The organism is Nocardia jiangxiensis NBRC 101359 (genome assembly GCF_000308615.1).
GTDB lineage: Bacteria > Actinomycetota > Actinomycetes > Mycobacteriales > Mycobacteriaceae > Nocardia > Nocardia jiangxiensis.
Genome location: NZ_BAGB01000010.1, coordinates 1 through 16,822, shown reverse-complemented (window position 1 = coordinate 16,822; position 16,822 = coordinate 1). Strand labels below are relative to the sequence as shown.

The window sequence follows — 16,822 nt, the reverse complement described above, 5'->3', positions numbered from 1 at the left end:
CAATGCCTGATGAGGCACGCCACGCGACGATTTCCAGGGGCAGTCGGACGGTGATTCGCCCCGACTGGCGTACCGAGCTGCATCGGGGGCATCCCTCGCCTATCCAGCGGATTCGCCGCGGATCGGAGCGTGCTCGGGAAGCGGTCCGGCGGATCGTCCGGATGATCGCGAACCTCGACCGGCGGGGATTCCCGCGCCGGGACTGGCCGGGCGAGCTGCGCGGGGCGTGGTTCCGCGGGCGCGGCTTCGTACTCGCACATCGGGTGCTGGTCGGGGGCATCGTGCTGGTCGGGCTACTGTCCGCGGCGGACGCCATCGCACCGCGCACAGTGGACTCCACACCCGCTCCCGGTGTGGCACAACGCATTCCGGTGCCCTATCCGCTACAGGTGCAGGCCGAACCAGCGACCAGCGCCCGCGATCTGGCCGCCATCGACAACGGGGAACGCCTGCGCGAACAGGACGTCGTGGCCGCGGCCGCCCGCGCCACCCTGGACCGGGCCAGGGCCGAGGCCGCCGCCGCGTCGGCCGGACAACCCTCACCGCTGCTCAGCGGCCCGAGCACCGCCCTGCCCGGCGGAATCGAGGGCAGTATCGGCGGATACGCGCTGCCCGCCCGCGGCGTGTTCTCCTCCGGATACGGATCACGCTGGGGCACTTTCCATTACGGCATTGATATCGCCGCGCCGATCGGCTCACCCATCTACGCGGTCGCCGACGGCACCGTCATCAACGCCGGACCCGCCCAGGGCTTCGGCCTGTGGGTGCGCATCCGGCACGACGACGGCACCATCTCCGTCTACGGCCACATGTACGACTTCTCGGTCTCGGTCGGCGAACGCGTCCGCGCCGGTCAGCAGATCGCCCGCGTCGGTAACCGTGGCGACTCGACCGGCCCCCACCTGCACTTCGAGATCCTGATCAACGGCCAGCACGTCGACCCGCAACCCTGGCTCGCGCTACACGGCATCAACGTGGGTTAGGACGACCGGCGGACCGACCAGGACGAGGGTATGGCGATGCGGCTCTCGACCGCTCCCAGAGCGATATCGGTGCGGAAGTGGCTGCCGGCGAGTTTGATTCCGGCGATGCGGGCGTAGGCGTGGCTGCGGGCTTCGGTGAGGTCGGCTCCGGTGGCCACGACGTTCAGGACGCGACCGCCGGAGGAGATCAGGGCGCCGTCCTCGCGCAGTGACGTACCGGCATGCAGCACTTCGGTATTCGGCTCGGCGGACTCGGGGCCGACCCCGGTGATCACATCGCCGGTGCGGGGGCGCGCCGGATAGTTCTCCGCGGCCAGCACCACCGTGATCGCCGCGCCGTGCTTCCAGCGCGGGGCTTCGGCCCGGTCGAGAGTCCCGGTCGCGGTGGCGTTCAGCAGTTCGCCGAGCGGGCTGTCCAGCAGCGCGAGCACCGCCTGGGTTTCGGGATCGCCGAAGCGGCAGTTGAATTCGACCACCGCGGGTCCGGCCTGCCCCATCGCGAGCCCGGCGTAGAGCAGACCCGAGAACGGCACGTCGCGCCGGACCATCTCCGCCGCAACGGGTTTCACCACGGTCTCGACGATCTCCGCGACCGCGTCGTCGGGCAGCCACGGCAGCGGCGTGTACGCACCCATACCGCCGGTGTTGGGACCGATATCGCCGTCGCCGACCCGCTTGTGGTCCTGTGCGGGCAGCAACGGCACCACCGTCTCACCGTCCACCAGGCAGAACAGCGAAACCTCGGGCCCGTCCAGGAAGGATTCCAGCAGCACCGGATGGCCCTGCTCGAGCAGCTCGGCGGCGTGGTCGCGGGCCGCGGACCGGTCAGGGGTGACCACCACGCCCTTACCCGCGGCCAGGCCGTCGTCCTTGACCACCCAGGTCGGGCCGAAACGATCCAGCGCGGCGTCGAGCTCACCGGGATGGTCCACGATCTCGCTGTGCGCGGTGCGCACACCGGCCGCGGCCATCACATCCTTGGCGAACGCCTTGGATCCCTCGATCCGCGCGGCCGAGGCGGACGGCCCGAAACACGCGATCCCGGCCGCGCGCACCGCGTCGGCGATGCCCAGCACCAGCGGCACCTCGGGACCGATCACCACCAGGTCGGCGTCGTAGTCGGTGGCCAGCGCGACCACGGCCTCCGCACTGCACGGATCGACCGGTCGCACATCGGCCTGCTGCGCGATTCCGGGGTTGCCGGGCGCGGCGCACACCGCGCTCACCCCCGGATCCCGCCGCAGGGCCACTACCAAGGCGTGTTCACGAGCTCCGGAACCGATGACGAGTACGCGCACGCAGCACAGCTTAGGTGACCAAGGCACAATGCTGACCATGGCTTCTGTTTTCAGCGCGATCATCAACGGTCAGCTGCCCGGACGGTTCGTCTGGGAGGACGACGAATTCGTCGCGTTCCTCACGATCAACCCGATCACCCAGGGGCACACGCTGGTGGTCCCGCGCCAGGAGATCGATCAGTGGCAGGACCTCGACCCCGAGGTGTTCGCCCGGATCAACGCGGTGGCGCAGAAGATCGGCAAGGCCGTGCGCGCCGCGTGGGGCGCGCCCCGGGCAGGCATGCTGATCGCCGGACTCGAGGTCCCGCACCTGCATCTGCACGTCTTCCCGGCGTTCGAACTCGGCGATTTCAACATCTCCGGCGCCGATCCCGAGCCCAGCAAGGAATCCCTCGACGAGGCGCAGGGCAAGATCAAGCAGGCCCTGCGCGAGCTGGGTTACGGCGCCAACGTCCCGGACTGAACCTGCTCAGGAAGCCTCGCGCGGCAACCGCACCGTGAACGTCGTGCCCTCGCCGAGGGTGCTGTCCACCGACACGGTGCCCCCGTGCGAGGCGACCAGCGCCTGCACGATGGACAACCCCAGACCGGTGCCGCCGCTGTCGCGGCTGCGTGAGGTGTCGGTGCGGTAGAAGCGTTCGAAGATGCGCTCGGCCTCCTGCGGCGGCAGGCCGGGACCGGTGTCGACGACCTCCATCAGCACCTCGTGCTCGGCGGGGGTCAGCCGCACCGTCACCGAGGTGCCCTGCGGGGTGTGCACGAGCGCGTTGCCGGCCAGATTGCCCAGCACCTGACGCAACCTCGCCTCGTCCCCGGAGACCTCCAGAGTTCCCTCGCCGGAACGGATTTCGAGGTCGATGGGGCGCGGCGGACCGTCCGGGTGCCGCGTCGCGTCGACCGCGCGCAGATTGTGCACGGTGTCGCTGGCCAGGGCCAGCAGATCCACCGGCCGGCGCTCGAGCGGACGCTGCGCGTCCAGCCGCGCCAGCATCAGCAGATCCTCCACCAGCAGACTCATCCGCTTGGACTCACGCTCGATCCGGTCCATCAGCATTTCCGATTCCGGCACGGCCCCTTGGCGATACAGCTCGGCGAAGCCCTGGATCGTGGTCAGCGGTGTGCGCAGTTCGTGACTGGCGTCGGCGACGAATCGGCGCATCTTGGCCTCCGAACGTCGCGCGGCCTCCTCCGATGCCTCGGTGGCGGCGAACGCCTGCTGGATCTGCGAGAGCATGCTGTTCAACGACTGCGACAGCAGATCGACCTCGGTACTGGTGCCGCGCATGGGAACTCGCCGATGCAGATCACCCCCGGCGATCGCGGACGCGGTCTTCTCCACCTCGCGCAACGGTCGCAGACTGCGCCGGATGACCAGTTGCGCGACGGCGGCCAGGATCACCAGTACCGCCAGCCCGACCACGATCTGCAAGCCCACCAGACGATCGACGATGTTCTTGCCCTGATCCAGATGGACCGCGACCACACTGACGCCGTCGGGATGGACGACCTCCAGCGCCCGCCAGCGATCGGACGGTTTGCCGATCGAGCCGACCGTGCGCGGATGACTGTCCAGATCGGTCGGCAGATCCGGCACCGGCGCGGACGGCGCGGAACGCAACTCCACCACACCCTGCGCATTCGTCGTCCGCACATAGAACATCGGCGGCAGGCGGCCGGGCAGGTGCGCGTCCGGGCGCGCCCAGATGTGCGCGGCGTCGAACAGTTGCCGGTCCACCCCGCCGAGCACGACACGTTGCATGACCGAGGTGACGACCACACCGGATATCAGCAGCCCCAGGCCCGCCAGAATCACCAACGCGACGACCAACGTCACCCGCAGCGGCACCGCGGCCAGGCGATGCGTGATTGCCGTGCGAACTCTCCCGACGCCACCAGCCATGTCCGTATTCTCCATATCGGCCGAAGCAGTGTCGTTTATGGCCGAGAACCTCCGGGACGGACGGTTCGGCGGGCACTCATTTCGCGGGGGAATTCCTGCGACTGGGCGAACGCATGACATAGCCGACCCCGCGCAGCGTGTGAATCAACTGATCCGGGCCGGTGTCCACCTTCTTGCGCAGATAGGAGACATAGGTCTCGACCACGCCGACCTCGCCGCCGAAGTCGTAGCGCCAGACGTGATCGAGAATGCGCGGCTTACTCAGGACGGTGCCCGCATTCACCATGAAATAGCGCAGCAGGGTGAACTCGGTCGGGGACAGTGAAACCGGCTCCCCCGACTTCCACACCTCGTGCGTATCGTCGTCCAGTTCGATGTCCTCGAATCGGATTCGCGACGATTTGCGTTCCTCCACCGCATGGCCGGAGCGTCGCAGAATTACTCGCAATCGCGCGACGACCTCTTCCAAGCTGAAAGGTTTGGTGACGTAATCGTCGGCGCCGAGAGTCAGGCCGGTGACCTTGTCCTCCACCTCGTCGCGAGCGGTCAGGAACAGTACCGGCGCCTCGATGCCGTCGGCGCGCAGCCGCCGCAGCAGGCCGAACCCGTCCATTCCCGGCATCATCACATCGACGATGAGCGCGTCGGGGCGGAAGGTCTTGGCCTTGTCCAGGCCCTCTGCCCCATTGACCGCCGAGGTCACCTCGAACCCCTGGTAGCGCAGGCTCACCGACAGCAGTTCGACGATCATGGGCTCATCGTCGACGACCAGAATCCTGGCCTCGGGCGCCCGGTCCGCTGGCACACCATTCATGCAGGACATCGTCCCTCGTGGAGTGCGGAACCGGCTGAACGTTGCCTGGGAGTTTCCTGGGAAGGCTCTACGGCATCGCTCAGAATCCGCCGCGAGCGGCAGCGATGTCGCGGAATGCAGCACCACTTCGATTCCTCCCATCGACTTGCCCCGCAGCCGCCCGGGCCGCTCCTCGCACGCCCCGACCGGCCAGGTATTATCATGCGAATTACTTTGCGCCCGCTGGATATTGACTCTTCCGCAGCGAGACCTGTCGACTAGGAGATCAAGGATGACGGACAACCGGGTCGTGGATCCCACCAAACCCAGCAGCGCTCGCATCTACGACTTCTTCCTCGGCGGCAAGGACAATTACGAGGTCGACCGTCAGGCCGCGGCCGAGATCCTCGAGGTGTGGCCGACCGTCGCCTCCGGCGTCCACCACAACCGCGACTTCATGACCCGCGCGGTGCGGACGCTGAGCGATCTCGGGATCCGGCAATTCCTCGACATCGGCACCGGCATTCCGACCGAACCGAATCTGCACCAGACCGCGCAGGAACTGAATCCCGCCGCCCGCGTGGTGTACGTGGACAACGATCCGCTGGTCCTGGCCTACGCGCACGCGCTGATGGCCAGTACCGCCGAGGGCAAGGTCGCCTACATCGACGCCGACGTCACCGATCCGCACGCCATCCTGTCCGCGCCGTCCTTCGCCGAAACCCTGAATCTCGACGAACCGGTCGCCGTCAGCCTGATCGCCGTGCTGCACTTCATCCGCGACGAACAGGATCCGCGCGGCATCGTCGACACCCTGATGAACGCGATGGCCCCCGGCTCCTACCTGGTGATCTCGCATATCACCGCCGATTTCGACCCGGAGACGATGCGCCGCGCCCTGGCCACTTATCGCGCCAGCGGCGTGCACGCCCAGAACCGCAATCGCGACGAGGTCACCCGCCTCTTCGATGGCTACGAACTCCTGGACCCCGGCGTGGTGGGCGTACACCGCTGGCGGCCCCGATCCGAACTGCCCGAGTGGCGAGACGCCGAGGCGGGTTGCTGGGCGGGCGTCGCTCGCAAGAGCTGAGACTTCTCGCGGGGCTACCGCCGGTAGTCGTCGACCTCGGTCCCGAGGACATTCAGCAATGCCAGCGCCTCCGCGCCGCGCGATCCCGGTGGTGCGCTGTAGAGCACGAGGTTCTGGTCCCGGTCGACGAGTGCGAGAGAGTCACAGTCGACGGTGATCTCCCCGAGGGCCGGATGATCGAAGGTCTTGCTGAGCATCGGTGCGGCCTGCACGTCGTGACGCTCCCACAGCCGGTCGAATTCCGAACTGCCGGAACGTAGTTCGTCGACCAGTTCGATCACCGCCGGATCGGACGGATAGCGCGCGAGGGTGGAGCGCAGCGCCATCACCACATGGTGCCGGAATTCGGCCGCGTCGGAGATGCCGTACAGCGGGGTCTCGCCGACCGTGGACCCGAGGAAGGCGCGACGCGCGAGGTTGCGATCACGCTCGTCGAGCCGGCCGAAATCCTCCATGAGCGCGACCGCGAGGTCGTTCCACGCGAGCACCTCGAAGGCGGCAGATATCACGAAAGCCGCTGTCTGCGGCAATCTTTCGAGCAGCGCGAGGATGCTCGGCCGAACGTCGCGACGATGCAGTCCGGTCCGGTTCGGCGCACTGCCCGCCAGCACGTGCAGATGATCGGATTCGGCGTCGGTGAGCCGCAGCGCGCCCGCGATCCCGGCGAGCACCTCACTCGACGGCCGCGGTGCGCGTCCCTGTTCGAGCCGCACGTAGTACTCGGTGGAGATGTGCGCCAGCACCGCGACCTCCTCCCGCCGCAACCCCGGCGTTCGTCGCCGCGACCCCGACGGCAGACCGACATCCTGCGGCCGCAGCCGCTCGCGGCGACTGCGCAGGAATGCCCCGAGTTCATGTCTGTCCATACCCCGAGTGTGCCCGCCATGCGGCGACGGATCCTGGTACCACCTGTACCTGAATCCGGTTCCCGAACCGACCCGACACTGTGGCCATGACCAACGACATCGCAACCCTCGGCCTGCTGACCGGCAAGGTCGTCTTCATCACCGGTGCAAGCCGCGGCATCGGGGCGGCCGCGGCCCGCCTGTTCGCCAGGGAGGGCGCGGCCGTCGTCCTCGCCGCCCGCAGCGCCGACGCCCTCGAAAACCTCGTCACCGAGATCCGCGTCGACGGCGGCGTCGCGGACGCGGTGACCGTGGACCTCGCCGACCGCGCCACCATCCACGCCGCACTCGACCGGGTCGAGCAACTGCACGGCCGCCTCGACGGCGCATTCAACAACGCCGCGACCATCCAACAGCCCGGCCCCCTCGACACCACCAGCGACGCCGATATCGACGAACAGTTCGCCGTGAACTTCCGCGCCCACTGGACCGCCATGAAAGCCGAGGCAGCCCTCATGCGCCGTACCGGCGGCGGCGCGATCGTCAACACCTCCAGCATCGGCAGCCGTCGCGCGAACCCGGCCCTGCCCGCCTACGGCGCCATGAAACGCGCCCTCAACAGCATCACCGAAACCGCCGCCGTCACCTGGGCCCCCGACAACATCCGAGTCAACGCCCTCACCCCCGGCGGCACCGCCACCGAAATGATCGACGCCTGGGAAACCGCAACCCCCGGCATCATCGACCAGATATCCGCATCAATCCCCCTGGGCCGCATGGCAACTCCCCACGAAGTAGCCGAACCGGCCGCCTGGCTCCTGAGCGACCGAGCCGCCATGATCACCGGCGCAATCATCCCCGTGGACGGCGGCGCGGGAGCCTGAACCCACATCGCGCCCTCACGAGTTCATTTACCAGATGAGGAAAGGGAAAGAGCCCCGGTAAGGATTCAGCTGACGACCTTTCGCTTACAGCGCGAAAGCATGCGGTGCGGCGCGGCTCCTCTGAGTCCGGAAAGTCGCTTCCACCTGGCCAGATAGTTCGGCCGGTCCGCCGGACTCAGCCCTGGTTCGCCGGAGTGGTGACCATCCGTGACCAAGGTTGGCCCGTCGGGCAGTCGCCCTCGGAGTCGTCAATGCCATGATCCAGACCTTGTCCCGATCGTCCTTCGACACTTCGTTCAGAGCGATTGCCGAGTTGATCGACAAGCACCGCGGGCGATCACACCGTCACCGGCGTGGGCGGTATGGCGCCGGTAGCCGAGTTCGATTGCCGGGCAACCGATTCTGTCATGAGATCGATGGCCCCGAGCGCGGTGTTGTCGGGCTCGGAGATGCCGTAGCGGAGGATCCTGGGCGCGGCCGGGCTGTGGATGCTGCGCCGCGCACCGCGCACGGATGTCGTCCGGGCGGGGCTGCTGATGTGGCTGGGCCGGCTGGTCGTGACCGGAGCGGTCTTCAGCTTCGCCGACGGGATCGTGCATCCGTACTACACCGTCGCGCTGGCACCCGCCATCGCCGGTACTGCCGGTATCGGAGGATCGCTGATGTGGCAGCGCCGCACCGATATTCGATGCACCGTGCTGCTGGCGGGCACGACGGCGCTGGCGGTCGTGCTGCTGCACCGCACACCGGACTGGAATGCCTGGCTGATACCGGTGGTGATCGTGACGGGCAGCGCCGCCGTGACGGCGGTACTGTTCGCCGGGCGACGGTCCGACCCGGCGGCGAGGCCCGCCGCGCTGCTGGCTGTGGTCGTGAGCCTGATCGGCCCGGCCGCCTGTTCACTCGCCACCGTGGCCGTCCCCCACGGCGGCGCGCTTCCCGGTGTCGGCCCGAGCACCGGCCTTCATTTCCCCACCGGCCTCGGACGGCCCGGCCGAGCCGACGGTCGGGCTGGCAATTCCGCTGCGGCACAAGGCGTCACGCCGGAATCAAGATCAGCTGCGTCACACAGGGTGCCGCGCACGATAACGGCCCGGTGCCCAGCGGCCGGATGGCCAGCCTGAACACCTTCGGCCGGCTGATCGAGGGCATGTTCTCCGGAGCGGTGCAACCAGGCCCGGAACTGACGACGGCCCTGGACACCGATGCCGACCACTACACCTGGGTGGCCGCCATCGTCGGTTCCAACAGCGCCGCCTCCTACCAGCTGGCCACCCGCCACCCGGTCCTCGCGGTCGGCGGTTACAACGGCACCGATCCGGCGCCGACCCTGGCGTGGTTCGAAACAGCGGTGGCACAGCACAGGATCCATTACTTCCTCGACGAGGGGATGCTGCGCGCCATGAACGCTGTGGGCAGTGCAGGCAACGATCAGGTGACCGCGATCGACACCTGGGTGCGAGGGAATTTCACCGCCAGGACCATCGACGGCGTCACCGCCTACGACCTGACCGAAGTCCGCTGATTTCTGGTGGAGCCTCCTGTCAGGATTGAACTGACGACCTTTCGCTTACAAGGCGAAAGCAGGCGGTCCGGCGCGGTCCCCTTGAGCCCGGAAAGGCTCTTCTACCTGGCCAGATAGTTCGGCCGGGTCCGCCGGACTCCGCTCTGGTTCGCCGGAGTTGTGACCATCCGTGACCAAAGTTCGGCCCGTCGGGCAGTCGCCCTCGGAGTACGTCATTCACGACACGCCGAGGGCGACACGCCGATCTTCTCTAAGTCAATCTGACTAGATAGCAATCTGGTGGCAAATCTTCGATGCCGCAGATGAGGCGGCTCAACACCGGGTCCTGGCTCAGCACAGCTGGCCAGCCAATCTGACGAACCGGACCGGCTTTCGGGCGGATAGCTCGAACCTGGTGTATCCCTGATCGCCAACTCCGCTGGCCGCGTCTACGGTTCTGCGCTCGCCAGATTCGCTGAGCCCGGACTGTGGGCCGACGATGTCGACCTCACCGTCGCCGGCAACTCCATCCCCCAATCGTCGCCGACCCGGGTCCACCCATGGCTGTATACGAGCCCCGGTCTGCACAGAGACTGCCGCCTCCAGTGCGACGACGAGTACCTCTCGACCGCGCGGAGATCCGCCGCGGTACCGCTCGGTTCTCCTACCTCCACTTCAATCGCGTAGACGGAGACGAATCCATGATCCAGGTCTTGCCCCGATCGTCCTTCGACACTTCGTTCAGGACGATTACCGAGTTGATCGACAAGCACCCAGCCGTAACCGGGCTGGTCTTAGCCATCATCTTCGTCACGGTCGGCGCAACTGCCATCGCGATCCGTCGATTCCTCCGTGTTCTCGGACGCCGGAAGTGGACCGGCGAGCAGATCATCACGGTGATAGCCGCGGCCATCGCCACCGGCGTAAGCGCCCAAGGCATGTGGGTATTCATGGGAGATGCCCTCCACCTGGCCTACTTACCGCGAGCAGCGTTCTTCGCATTCCTCGAGCTCATGGTGATCCAGTCGGCCCTGCGCGCCCGCGCCGCACAGCGAGACGGCGGCTCCCCCGGCGTGGACGGCATAGCAATGTGGGCACTGACCTGCCTGAGCGCCGCACTTTCCGCAACCGAAGCCGACAACCTCGGGATGCTGCTGCTCCGTCTCAGCGCACCGATCGTCGCAGCCTGGGGCTGGGAACGCAGCATGGCCCTAGAACGCCGACAGCGCACCGGCACCCGCTCCAGCATCAACTGGCGAATCACACCCGAGCGCATCCTCATCCGGCTCGGCCTGGCCGACCCCAACCCAGACCGCAACGCCCCCGATGCCGCCACGCAGCACAGCCTCGTCGCCGTCGCGCTCGCAGTCGACGACGCGCGAGCAGTCAGGGATTCCGCACGCTCCAGCGTCCGGCAAATCCGTCGATCACAAGAGCGGTTGCGCGAGACGATGCGTCGCGCCGCCACCAGCGGCGACCTGGTTCCGACCGAAGGCCGCAACAACCGCGAAATTCTCGTCGACCACATCGCCGTGCTGCGCAGCGCATCCGCACTGCTGGACCTCGATGCACCCAACCCGTTCGACTCCGTGCGCACCGCTGCGCAGCCCGACAAACCGCGACAACTCACCAGCATCGAGCAAACCAAGACCTGCACCGACAACATTCGCAGACCCGAATCCGAACGCACCGACGCCGCCAACGTGCGAAGCGTTGCGCACCAGAACATTCCGTTGAACCAACAGACTGCAGTGCTCCCAGTCGGCGACGTCTGGAGTAATGTCGCCGAGAAGATCTGCACCGACCATCCGGCACGACGCCGCCACCGCACCGCCGTAGAAGCAATCCTTCGACTCCACCACACCGAAGACCGGACATACCCCGAGATCGCCCGCCAAGTCGGCGTCAGCAAGCACGCCGTCGGCCGAGTAATCCGCCAAGCCCGCCCGTACCACCCCGCTCGAACATCCACGATGCTTCCGGAAGGCAGCCGTGACGCAGCGTGACCGCGAAAAGCGCCTCGACGTGGCCGCGAAGCTACTCGCCCAGGCAACCAGTGTGGCCGGAACGGCGGAAGCGGACGCCTTCACCAGCCGCGCGTTCGCACTGATCGCCCGACTGGGCATCGATCAAAACCCCGATCGTGCATCCGAAGGCCCCACCGCCGACGCCGTACTACGCCACGACTTCGCCCTCAGCGGAGACTTCCTCCACCAACGAATAAAACTGCTGGCCCGCACCGCAACCGCCCTACACTGCGCCCACGCCTACTGGCTCCACGCCGACACGGTCGCAACCGTCGCGGTCTACGGCGCGCAGCGAAACCTCGACCGCATCCAAATCCTGTACGCCCCCCTGCTGTCACGAATGCTCCGCCAAGCAGTGAACTCCCCCTGGACACCGTCCACCGGCCTGTCACTACGAGACCACCAGATCAGCTGGATGCAGGGATTCACCGTAAGCATCCGTGCGCGCCTACGCGAAGCAGAGGCCACCGCAGCAGCCGAGGCCGACCACGGCACCAACACCCCCGCCAACCAGCACACCCTCGATGCGCAGCGAGCAGCAGCCGAAAAACAGCGTCAACTCCCTGCAGTCCGTCCCAGCACCTACCGTCCAACGCTCGGACTCGACTCAGTGGTCGAAGGTCTGCACGCCGGCAACGACAAACCGAATAACCCCTGACCGACCAGTGCTGCGGCATCAACGAACCGGAAGACCAAACGTTCGCAATCGAGGGCAACGGAGGCACCGAGCCTCACGGCCCGGCACCACATCGTCCCGAAAGGTGTGTGTCTGTCCCGGGCCGCTGTTGAGATTCTCGGCGGGCCTTACGGCCCGGCGCCACTCGCGACCCCGGCCATCGATGCGGCGAAGTTCATGCCGTTTAGATTCTCGCCGGGCCTTGCGGTCCGGCGCCACCAGCGCCCACGAGCCCGTCCGCGTGCCCAGGTTGAGGTTGAGATTCTCGCCAGGCCTTGCGGTCCGGCGCCACCTGCGCACGTTCAACGAGCGTCTTGTCGATCGTGACGTTGAGATTCTCGCCGGGCCTTGCGGTCCGACGCCACTCCCCATCCCGGGCCGTTGCCGCGGACCGAACACCGTGTTGAGACTCTCGCCGGGCCTTGCGGTCCGGCGCCACCAGGTCGAGCCACGCCGTGGCAGCCTGTTCCGATTCGTTGAGATTCTCGCCGGGCCTTGCGGTCCGGCGCCACCCGACCTCGCCGCGTGGTGCCGCGTCTGCGATGCCGTTGAGATTCTCGCCGGGCCTTGCGGTCCGGCGCCACGTTTCGCCGGCGCGGGCTCGGTGATCGTTCCGACGTTGAGATTCTCGCCGGGCCTTGCGGTCCGGCGCCACTGGTCGGCACCGTTGGTCCCGCCGAGTTCGGTGAGGTTGAGATTCTCGCCGGGCCTTGCGGTCCGGCGCCACTCGAGCACCGAACCGCCATCAGCGACCTCGGCGGAGGTGTTGAGATTCTCGCCGGGCCTTGCGGTCCGGCGCCACGCGACCAGAGGATCCCGTCGTCGAGGTCATCGAAGTTGAGATTCTCGCCGGGCCTTGCGGTCCGGCGCCACGCGTAGCGCTCTGAGCGGAGCGGCTCGTAGTCGTTGTTGAGATTCTCGCCGGGCCTTGCGGTCCGGCGCCACTCCGACAGCGGCGGGCCCGCCGCGATTCTGGCCTTCGTTGAGATTCTCGCCGGGCCTTGCGGTCCGGGGCCACGAAGCGATCGAGAAGCTGACCGCGTACTACGAGTTGAGATTCTCGCCGGGCCTTGCGGTCCGGCGCCACCCTGGATGACCTGCAGTTTCGGCCGTCCAACGAACGATCAACCACAAATATACGTCTGCCACTACCGAATCCACGCAGGTCGCCACTTCGGAACGTCCCTGGGAATGTGGTCGCACTAGGGGTTCCGAAGCAGCGAATCCGATGTTCAAAACCCTCCATACCGAGCGAACAGCGCGCGAACCATAGCCCCCTGCGCTGCGACCCTGCCCGCTCGTGCCACATTCGCAGGCCGATACTTCCTGAGCTGCGGCGTTATCGGCAGTGGCAGCCAATTTTAGTCACTTGATTCGGCCCTGGCGTGGCCAGCAATATAGAGCCGCTACATAGCCCCCTCGGTCATACGACCAGTGTGACCTGTGCAAGCGGCGGCAATTCCTGGGGCCGGTCATCAGTGATCCAGGCGTATTCGATTCCGGCGAGGTAGCCGTCGGTGACCCACACCGTGATCTCGCCCGTGCAGTTGCCCTGAAGGTCGTGAACCTGAGCGTCGACCGGGACCTCGCCGTCGGCGATGTCCGCCCGCACGGAGCCGTGAGAGACCACGAGGTCGACGCTGGGAGACCCTTGTCCCCAGGTCGCGACAACCTCAGCGTGGGGCACCTGCTCGCGAAGCTGCTGTGCCCCAGGAAAATCCGCCGAGAGCAGGCTGTTCAAGATCTCGGTCTCTCGACCAGTCAACGGTCGGCGGGTTACCGGTACTACACCCAACGTCGTTCACCTTCCGGTTCAGGAAATGAAGGCTGTGCTGATCCCCCGGGCAGTGCCGCCGTTGAGATTCTCGCCGGGCTTTGCGGCCCGGCGACGCCCGCCAATAACGTTCACATCGCAGTAGGTATCGGCGGCCGGATGGCAGCCTTGGTGGATCAGCCGGTAGATCTCTTCACCGAACCACCACTGACCACACGAAGGTGCCTTCCGAGTCGTCCGCGGCGCGCTGTCATCGCAGGAAGTGAGTCACGACGATCGCGATTCCTGCAACAATCGCCGCCACACCGGCCGCACCGTAGACGCTGGGGAGCAGGCGGGCGGAGAAGGGAAGAGGTTCGTCGAACCGGGTGCGGTTGATTTTTTTCGGGTCGTACTTCAGTCGGATGGCTTGTCCGACGAAGTACGGGCCGTCTGCCTCGGGTACGCCGAAATACTGGACGACCTCACGGCCATCCAGCGTATGAAACACGACTTTCAGATCGACGGCTGAGAAGACGTCCAGGTCTGCGTCTCGGTCGATCCGTAGTACCTCGCCGACAACAGCCACGCCGTGTCGGTCCAATCGCGATACCACGGTCCAGTAGGGAATGGCTAACCACAGAAAGAAGACGCCGACTGCAATCAGTGCGAACCCGTACATGGTCCTCCGTCAATGAGTGAGTGAGCGGGGTACCTGAGAGGTCGGTCTGCTGGCGGGTGTTGGGCTGTGTGAGCCATCATCTCGGTCGGTCTTCTTTGGACTGTGTATTCGAAACCCCTGGGATGGAACATATTACAGCGATCGGCGTCGTCGTCGCGCAGTTCGCGTCGTGGCCGATGGTTCAGTACTGGCCGCGCTGGACGCTCCTGCCGGGGGCCAGGGCGTGAGCTGTTCGGCGGGCTGGTCTCGACGAACAGCGGTAGCAGTGGTGCGAATCGGCCCGGAGCTCCGGGCCGGGGAGCCTGGAATCTGCAGGTCGCACGGGCTCGCCCCCGGCGGCACACCTCAGACACGCCGGTACTTCACACTTCCTGACAGCCATAGGATTCCGGGGCCGAATCCCCCCGTTCTGGAGGGTCACAACCCACAGATTCCCTCTACGCACATTGTCCGATACGGCACCCGACACTCGATGCTGGTCCGATCGCGTTGTGCTGCTGGCCTTTCCGAGTTCGAGCAGGTGTTTGTAGAGCGTCGACCGTGAGACGCCGAGCAGCCGCACGATCGAGGAGACCGACTCGTCGGGGCGAGTGAGCATGGCGCGGGCCTGACGGATCTGCTCGGCGTTCATCGCCGGTGGCCGGCCGAGGCGCTGCCGGCTGCGAGCGCGGCCCAAGCACCAGCGCGCCGATGATCGACCACAACAGTCCGTTCGTCGCTACACGACGCCCAGTCGTGCGTGCGGACCGAATCTTCCTCCGTGCTGCGTGTGCGATCCGAGTACCGAGCCGTCTACCTGCCACCGCACGATTCTCGCGAAAAAAACACCAGCGCATCGGTGTTCACGAACGAGACCAGATTCCGAGACCAACGACGTGCAGGTCGCTGGTCTCCGGTTCGGCACCCGTCGCCCTGTCTCAAGTCCAAGGTTTCAAGACAGGAGGTCCAGCCGGAACAGCAACTGGCACACCGTAGCGTCGCACCACCGCACCGCACCGACGTGACGATCGTCGTGGTACCTGCGGAGCGCGTCGACCACGGCCTCCAGGTCTTCTCGTAGCCTGTTCCGCTCAGACAGGACCTGGTGCCACTGCTGGTCGATCTCCCAACTCACTGCGACCTCCCGCAAGCTCATGCCCACCATCTGAGATGAGGGCAACGCTCTCGACCGCACCGACTTCCGGAGCGGTTGGTGCCGCTGACACCACATACCAATGTTGACCTGTGGTTTTGGGTGCCATTCGAAAAAAGACGTCACGGTGGCGTGGGCGCATTACCGGTAGTCGAAGCCAGTCGAAGAGTGGTTAATAGCAGTCGAAAAGCGGTGTAAGTAGTCTTACCTGGCCGATGAGTAGGAGACCGTTCATGCCGCAGCGCTTGCCCAGACCGACTGATATGCCCGAGGGCTCCGTGCCGTTCATCGACATGCTGTGGCGGTTCTACATCGCCGCAGATGCTCCTCCGGTGCGGGAAATCGCCCGAGTCATCAAGCGTCTGCCCGAGGATCAGCAGAAGGGAACCGCCAACCCCGAGACGGTCCGGCGCACTCTGATCGCAAAAAGCCTGCCCGGGCAGTGGGAGACCGTGGAGGTGATCTTCTTGGCGCTGTGCCAGATCGCCAACGTAGATCCAGATGACGTCGAACCCGACGACGAGCGCGATCGGTGGGACCCGCCAACACAGTCCCATCGCGACGAGCTTCATTGGCGCTACCGCAAGGCCCGCCACGGGGAGGTCACCTCGCTGCCGCGGACACGTGCCGACCGGGCCCGGCAGGAGGCCGAAGCTGAAGCGGAGGAACAAGCTCGGCGTCGAGGACGTCTGGGCTTCGGTGGCCACGACCCCTGGGGCTCAAGCTCCTCCGGAGGCAGCAGCAACGATGACGAACCGCCGTTCTAACTGGTAGTCGCTGATTCCGTTCACTTCTCGGTGGTCAGAAATCGTTGAGATCCCCGCCAGGCCTTGCGGTCCGGCGCCACGTGCTTCCTCTCTGATCACGTAGACAGGATCCTCACGTGTTGAGATTCTCGCCGGGCCTTGCGGTCCGGCGCCACCGTGCTGCCCGTTGTCCACACACACCCCGTCGCGGTCGTTGAGATCCTCGCCGGGCCTTACGGTCCGGCGCCACCTAGTCAGATATCCACGGTCAACCGGATCACTCGCCTGTTGAGATCCTCGCCGGGCCTTACGGTCCGGCGCCACCCTGGATGACCTGCAGTTTCAGCCATCCGCTGATCGAGCAGCCTCAAATATACGTCTGCCGCAACTGAATCCGCGCTGGTCGCCACTTCGGAACCTCCCTGGGAATATAGGCGCACTGGGGGTTCCGAAGCAGCCGATCCGATGTTCAGTGCCCTCCTTGCCGAGCGAACAACCTCCAAACAACA

The 16,822-nt window shown here is 66.3% G+C and carries 17 protein-coding genes, 1 tRNA gene and 1 CRISPR repeat array; of the genes, 9 read left to right on the top strand and 9 right to left on the bottom strand.

What is annotated here, in order from left to right; all coding sequences use genetic code 11:
• The first annotated feature begins 2 nt into the window (after positions 1 to 2).
• Entirely contained in the window at positions 3 to 983 is a 981-nt protein-coding gene (locus ON40_RS02785; RefSeq protein WP_051192613.1) for a M23 family metallopeptidase, read from the top strand.
• On the opposite strand, the gene purD is transcribed toward ON40_RS02785, so the two are convergent.
• Entirely contained in the window at positions 980 to 2,281 is a 1,302-nt protein-coding gene (gene purD, locus ON40_RS02780; RefSeq protein ID WP_040818143.1) for a phosphoribosylamine--glycine ligase, read from the bottom strand. The two genes, ON40_RS02785 and purD, sit on opposite strands and share 4 nt — an antisense overlap.
• A gap of 37 nt (positions 2,282 to 2,318) precedes the next feature.
• Here purD and ON40_RS02775 point away from each other — a divergent pair, with 37 nt between their 5' ends.
• The gene (locus ON40_RS02775) at positions 2,319 to 2,744 is read left to right on the top strand and encodes an HIT family protein (protein WP_040818259.1); all 426 of its coding nucleotides are present in this window, start codon (positions 2,319 to 2,321) and stop codon (positions 2,742 to 2,744) included.
• A 6-nt stretch (positions 2,745 to 2,750) separates the two neighbouring features.
• On the opposite strand, the gene ON40_RS02770 is transcribed toward ON40_RS02775, so the two are convergent.
• Positions 2,751 to 4,181 carry a sensor histidine kinase gene (locus ON40_RS02770; protein ID WP_169541808.1) on the bottom strand — a complete coding sequence of 477 codons (1,431 nt, stop codon included), beginning with the start codon at positions 4,179 to 4,181 and terminating at the stop codon, positions 2,751 to 2,753.
• Between the two features lie 76 nt (positions 4,182 to 4,257).
• Positions 4,258 to 4,995, bottom strand: a complete 738-nt coding sequence (locus ON40_RS02765) for a response regulator transcription factor (RefSeq protein WP_040818141.1) — start codon at positions 4,993 to 4,995, stop codon at positions 4,258 to 4,260.
• Between the two features lie 271 nt (positions 4,996 to 5,266).
• Here ON40_RS02765 and ON40_RS02760 point away from each other — a divergent pair, with 271 nt between their 5' ends.
• Complete coding sequence (locus ON40_RS02760) at positions 5,267 to 6,064, top strand: SAM-dependent methyltransferase (protein ID WP_040818138.1); 798 nt, start codon at positions 5,267 to 5,269, stop codon at positions 6,062 to 6,064.
• A 14-nt stretch (positions 6,065 to 6,078) separates the two neighbouring features.
• On the opposite strand, the gene ON40_RS02755 is transcribed toward ON40_RS02760, so the two are convergent.
• Entirely contained in the window at positions 6,079 to 6,930 is an 852-nt protein-coding gene (locus tag ON40_RS02755) for a helix-turn-helix transcriptional regulator (RefSeq protein WP_040818137.1), read from the bottom strand.
• A gap of 86 nt (positions 6,931 to 7,016) precedes the next feature.
• On the opposite strand from ON40_RS02755, the gene ON40_RS02750 reads away from it, so the two are divergent.
• The 3 genes from ON40_RS02750 to ON40_RS47850 all read left to right on the top strand — a co-directional run bounded on the left by ON40_RS02750 (position 7,017) and on the right by ON40_RS47850 (position 9,318).
• Positions 7,017 to 7,793 carry an SDR family NAD(P)-dependent oxidoreductase gene (locus ON40_RS02750; RefSeq protein WP_040818135.1) on the top strand — a complete coding sequence of 259 codons (777 nt, stop codon included), beginning with the start codon at positions 7,017 to 7,019 and terminating at the stop codon, positions 7,791 to 7,793.
• Positions 7,794 to 8,281: 488 nt separating this feature from the next.
• Positions 8,282 to 8,917, top strand: coding sequence for a hypothetical protein (locus tag ON40_RS47855; RefSeq protein WP_051192612.1), 636 nt, complete (start codon positions 8,282 to 8,284; stop codon positions 8,915 to 8,917).
• Entirely contained in the window at positions 8,905 to 9,318 is a 414-nt protein-coding gene (locus tag ON40_RS47850; protein WP_051192611.1) for a mannosyltransferase YkcB-related protein, read from the top strand. The genes ON40_RS47855 and ON40_RS47850 overlap by 13 nt, the downstream gene beginning before the upstream one ends.
• Before the next feature lie 7 nt (positions 9,319 to 9,325).
• On the opposite strand, the gene ON40_RS51590 is transcribed toward ON40_RS47850, so the two are convergent.
• Positions 9,326 to 9,415: transfer RNA gene (locus ON40_RS51590), tRNA-Thr, on the bottom strand.
• A gap of 583 nt (positions 9,416 to 9,998) precedes the next feature.
• Between ON40_RS51590 and ON40_RS47845 the strand changes: the two genes are divergently transcribed.
• Positions 9,999 to 11,303, top strand: coding sequence for a sigma-70 region 4 domain-containing protein (locus tag ON40_RS47845; protein WP_051192610.1), 1,305 nt, complete (start codon positions 9,999 to 10,001; stop codon positions 11,301 to 11,303).
• Entirely contained in the window at positions 11,290 to 11,982 is a 693-nt protein-coding gene (locus ON40_RS02735; RefSeq protein WP_040818133.1) for a DUF2786 domain-containing protein, read from the top strand. Before ON40_RS47845 ends, ON40_RS02735 begins: the two co-directional genes overlap by 14 nt.
• Before the next feature lie 126 nt (positions 11,983 to 12,108).
• A CRISPR array of direct repeats spans positions 12,109 to 13,081; the repeat unit is 31 nt; unit sequence GTTGAGATTCTCGCCGGGCCTTGCGGTCCGG.
• Positions 13,082 to 13,423: 342 nt separating this feature from the next.
• On the opposite strand, the gene ON40_RS51585 is transcribed toward ON40_RS02735, so the two are convergent.
• The 4 genes from ON40_RS51585 to ON40_RS02720 all read right to left on the bottom strand — a co-directional run bounded on the left by ON40_RS51585 (position 13,424) and on the right by ON40_RS02720 (position 15,570).
• Complete coding sequence (locus ON40_RS51585; RefSeq protein ID WP_157186178.1) at positions 13,424 to 13,741, bottom strand: hypothetical protein; 318 nt, start codon at positions 13,739 to 13,741, stop codon at positions 13,424 to 13,426.
• Positions 13,742 to 14,024: 283 nt separating this feature from the next.
• Entirely contained in the window at positions 14,025 to 14,435 is a 411-nt protein-coding gene (locus ON40_RS02725) for a DUF3592 domain-containing protein (protein ID WP_040818129.1), read from the bottom strand.
• A gap of 181 nt (positions 14,436 to 14,616) precedes the next feature.
• Positions 14,617 to 15,111 carry a helix-turn-helix domain-containing protein gene (locus ON40_RS55920; protein ID WP_373281838.1) on the bottom strand — a complete coding sequence of 165 codons (495 nt, stop codon included), beginning with the start codon at positions 15,109 to 15,111 and terminating at the stop codon, positions 14,617 to 14,619.
• Positions 15,112 to 15,366: 255 nt separating this feature from the next.
• Positions 15,367 to 15,570, bottom strand: coding sequence for a hypothetical protein (locus ON40_RS02720; protein WP_157186177.1), 204 nt, complete (start codon positions 15,568 to 15,570; stop codon positions 15,367 to 15,369).
• Between the two features lie 230 nt (positions 15,571 to 15,800).
• Between ON40_RS02720 and ON40_RS02715 the strand changes: the two genes are divergently transcribed.
• Entirely contained in the window at positions 15,801 to 16,334 is a 534-nt protein-coding gene (locus ON40_RS02715; RefSeq protein WP_157186176.1) for a hypothetical protein, read from the top strand.
• Positions 16,335 to 16,822: the final 488 nt, after the last annotated feature.

What these genes read in the sequence shown, in the direction of transcription:
- ON40_RS02785 (WP_051192613.1), top strand. Translation starts at nt 3, where the DNA reads ATGCCTGATGAGGCACGCCACGCGACGATTTCCAGGGGCAGTCGGACG.
- ON40_RS02775 (WP_040818259.1), top strand. Translation starts at nt 2,319, where the DNA reads ATGGCTTCTGTTTTCAGCGCGATCATCAACGGTCAGCTGCCCGGACGG.
- ON40_RS02770 (WP_169541808.1), bottom strand. Translation starts at nt 4,181, where the DNA reads ATGGCTGGTGGCGTCGGGAGAGTTCGCACGGCAATCACGCATCGCCTG.
- ON40_RS02765 (WP_040818141.1), bottom strand. Translation starts at nt 4,995, where the DNA reads ATGAATGGTGTGCCAGCGGACCGGGCGCCCGAGGCCAGGATTCTGGTC.
- ON40_RS02760 (WP_040818138.1), top strand. Translation starts at nt 5,267, where the DNA reads ATGACGGACAACCGGGTCGTGGATCCCACCAAACCCAGCAGCGCTCGC.
- ON40_RS02755 (WP_040818137.1), bottom strand. Translation starts at nt 6,930, where the DNA reads ATGGACAGACATGAACTCGGGGCATTCCTGCGCAGTCGCCGCGAGCGG.
- ON40_RS02750 (WP_040818135.1), top strand. Translation starts at nt 7,017, where the DNA reads ATGACCAACGACATCGCAACCCTCGGCCTGCTGACCGGCAAGGTCGTC.
- ON40_RS47855 (WP_051192612.1), top strand. Translation starts at nt 8,282, where the DNA reads ATGCTGCGCCGCGCACCGCGCACGGATGTCGTCCGGGCGGGGCTGCTG.
- ON40_RS47850 (WP_051192611.1), top strand. Translation starts at nt 8,905, where the DNA reads ATGGCCAGCCTGAACACCTTCGGCCGGCTGATCGAGGGCATGTTCTCC.
- ON40_RS47845 (WP_051192610.1), top strand. Translation starts at nt 9,999, where the DNA reads ATGATCCAGGTCTTGCCCCGATCGTCCTTCGACACTTCGTTCAGGACG.
- ON40_RS02725 (WP_040818129.1), bottom strand. Translation starts at nt 14,435, where the DNA reads ATGTACGGGTTCGCACTGATTGCAGTCGGCGTCTTCTTTCTGTGGTTA.
- ON40_RS02720 (WP_157186177.1), bottom strand. Translation starts at nt 15,570, where the DNA reads ATGAGCTTGCGGGAGGTCGCAGTGAGTTGGGAGATCGACCAGCAGTGG.
- ON40_RS02715 (WP_157186176.1), top strand. Translation starts at nt 15,801, where the DNA reads ATGCCGCAGCGCTTGCCCAGACCGACTGATATGCCCGAGGGCTCCGTG.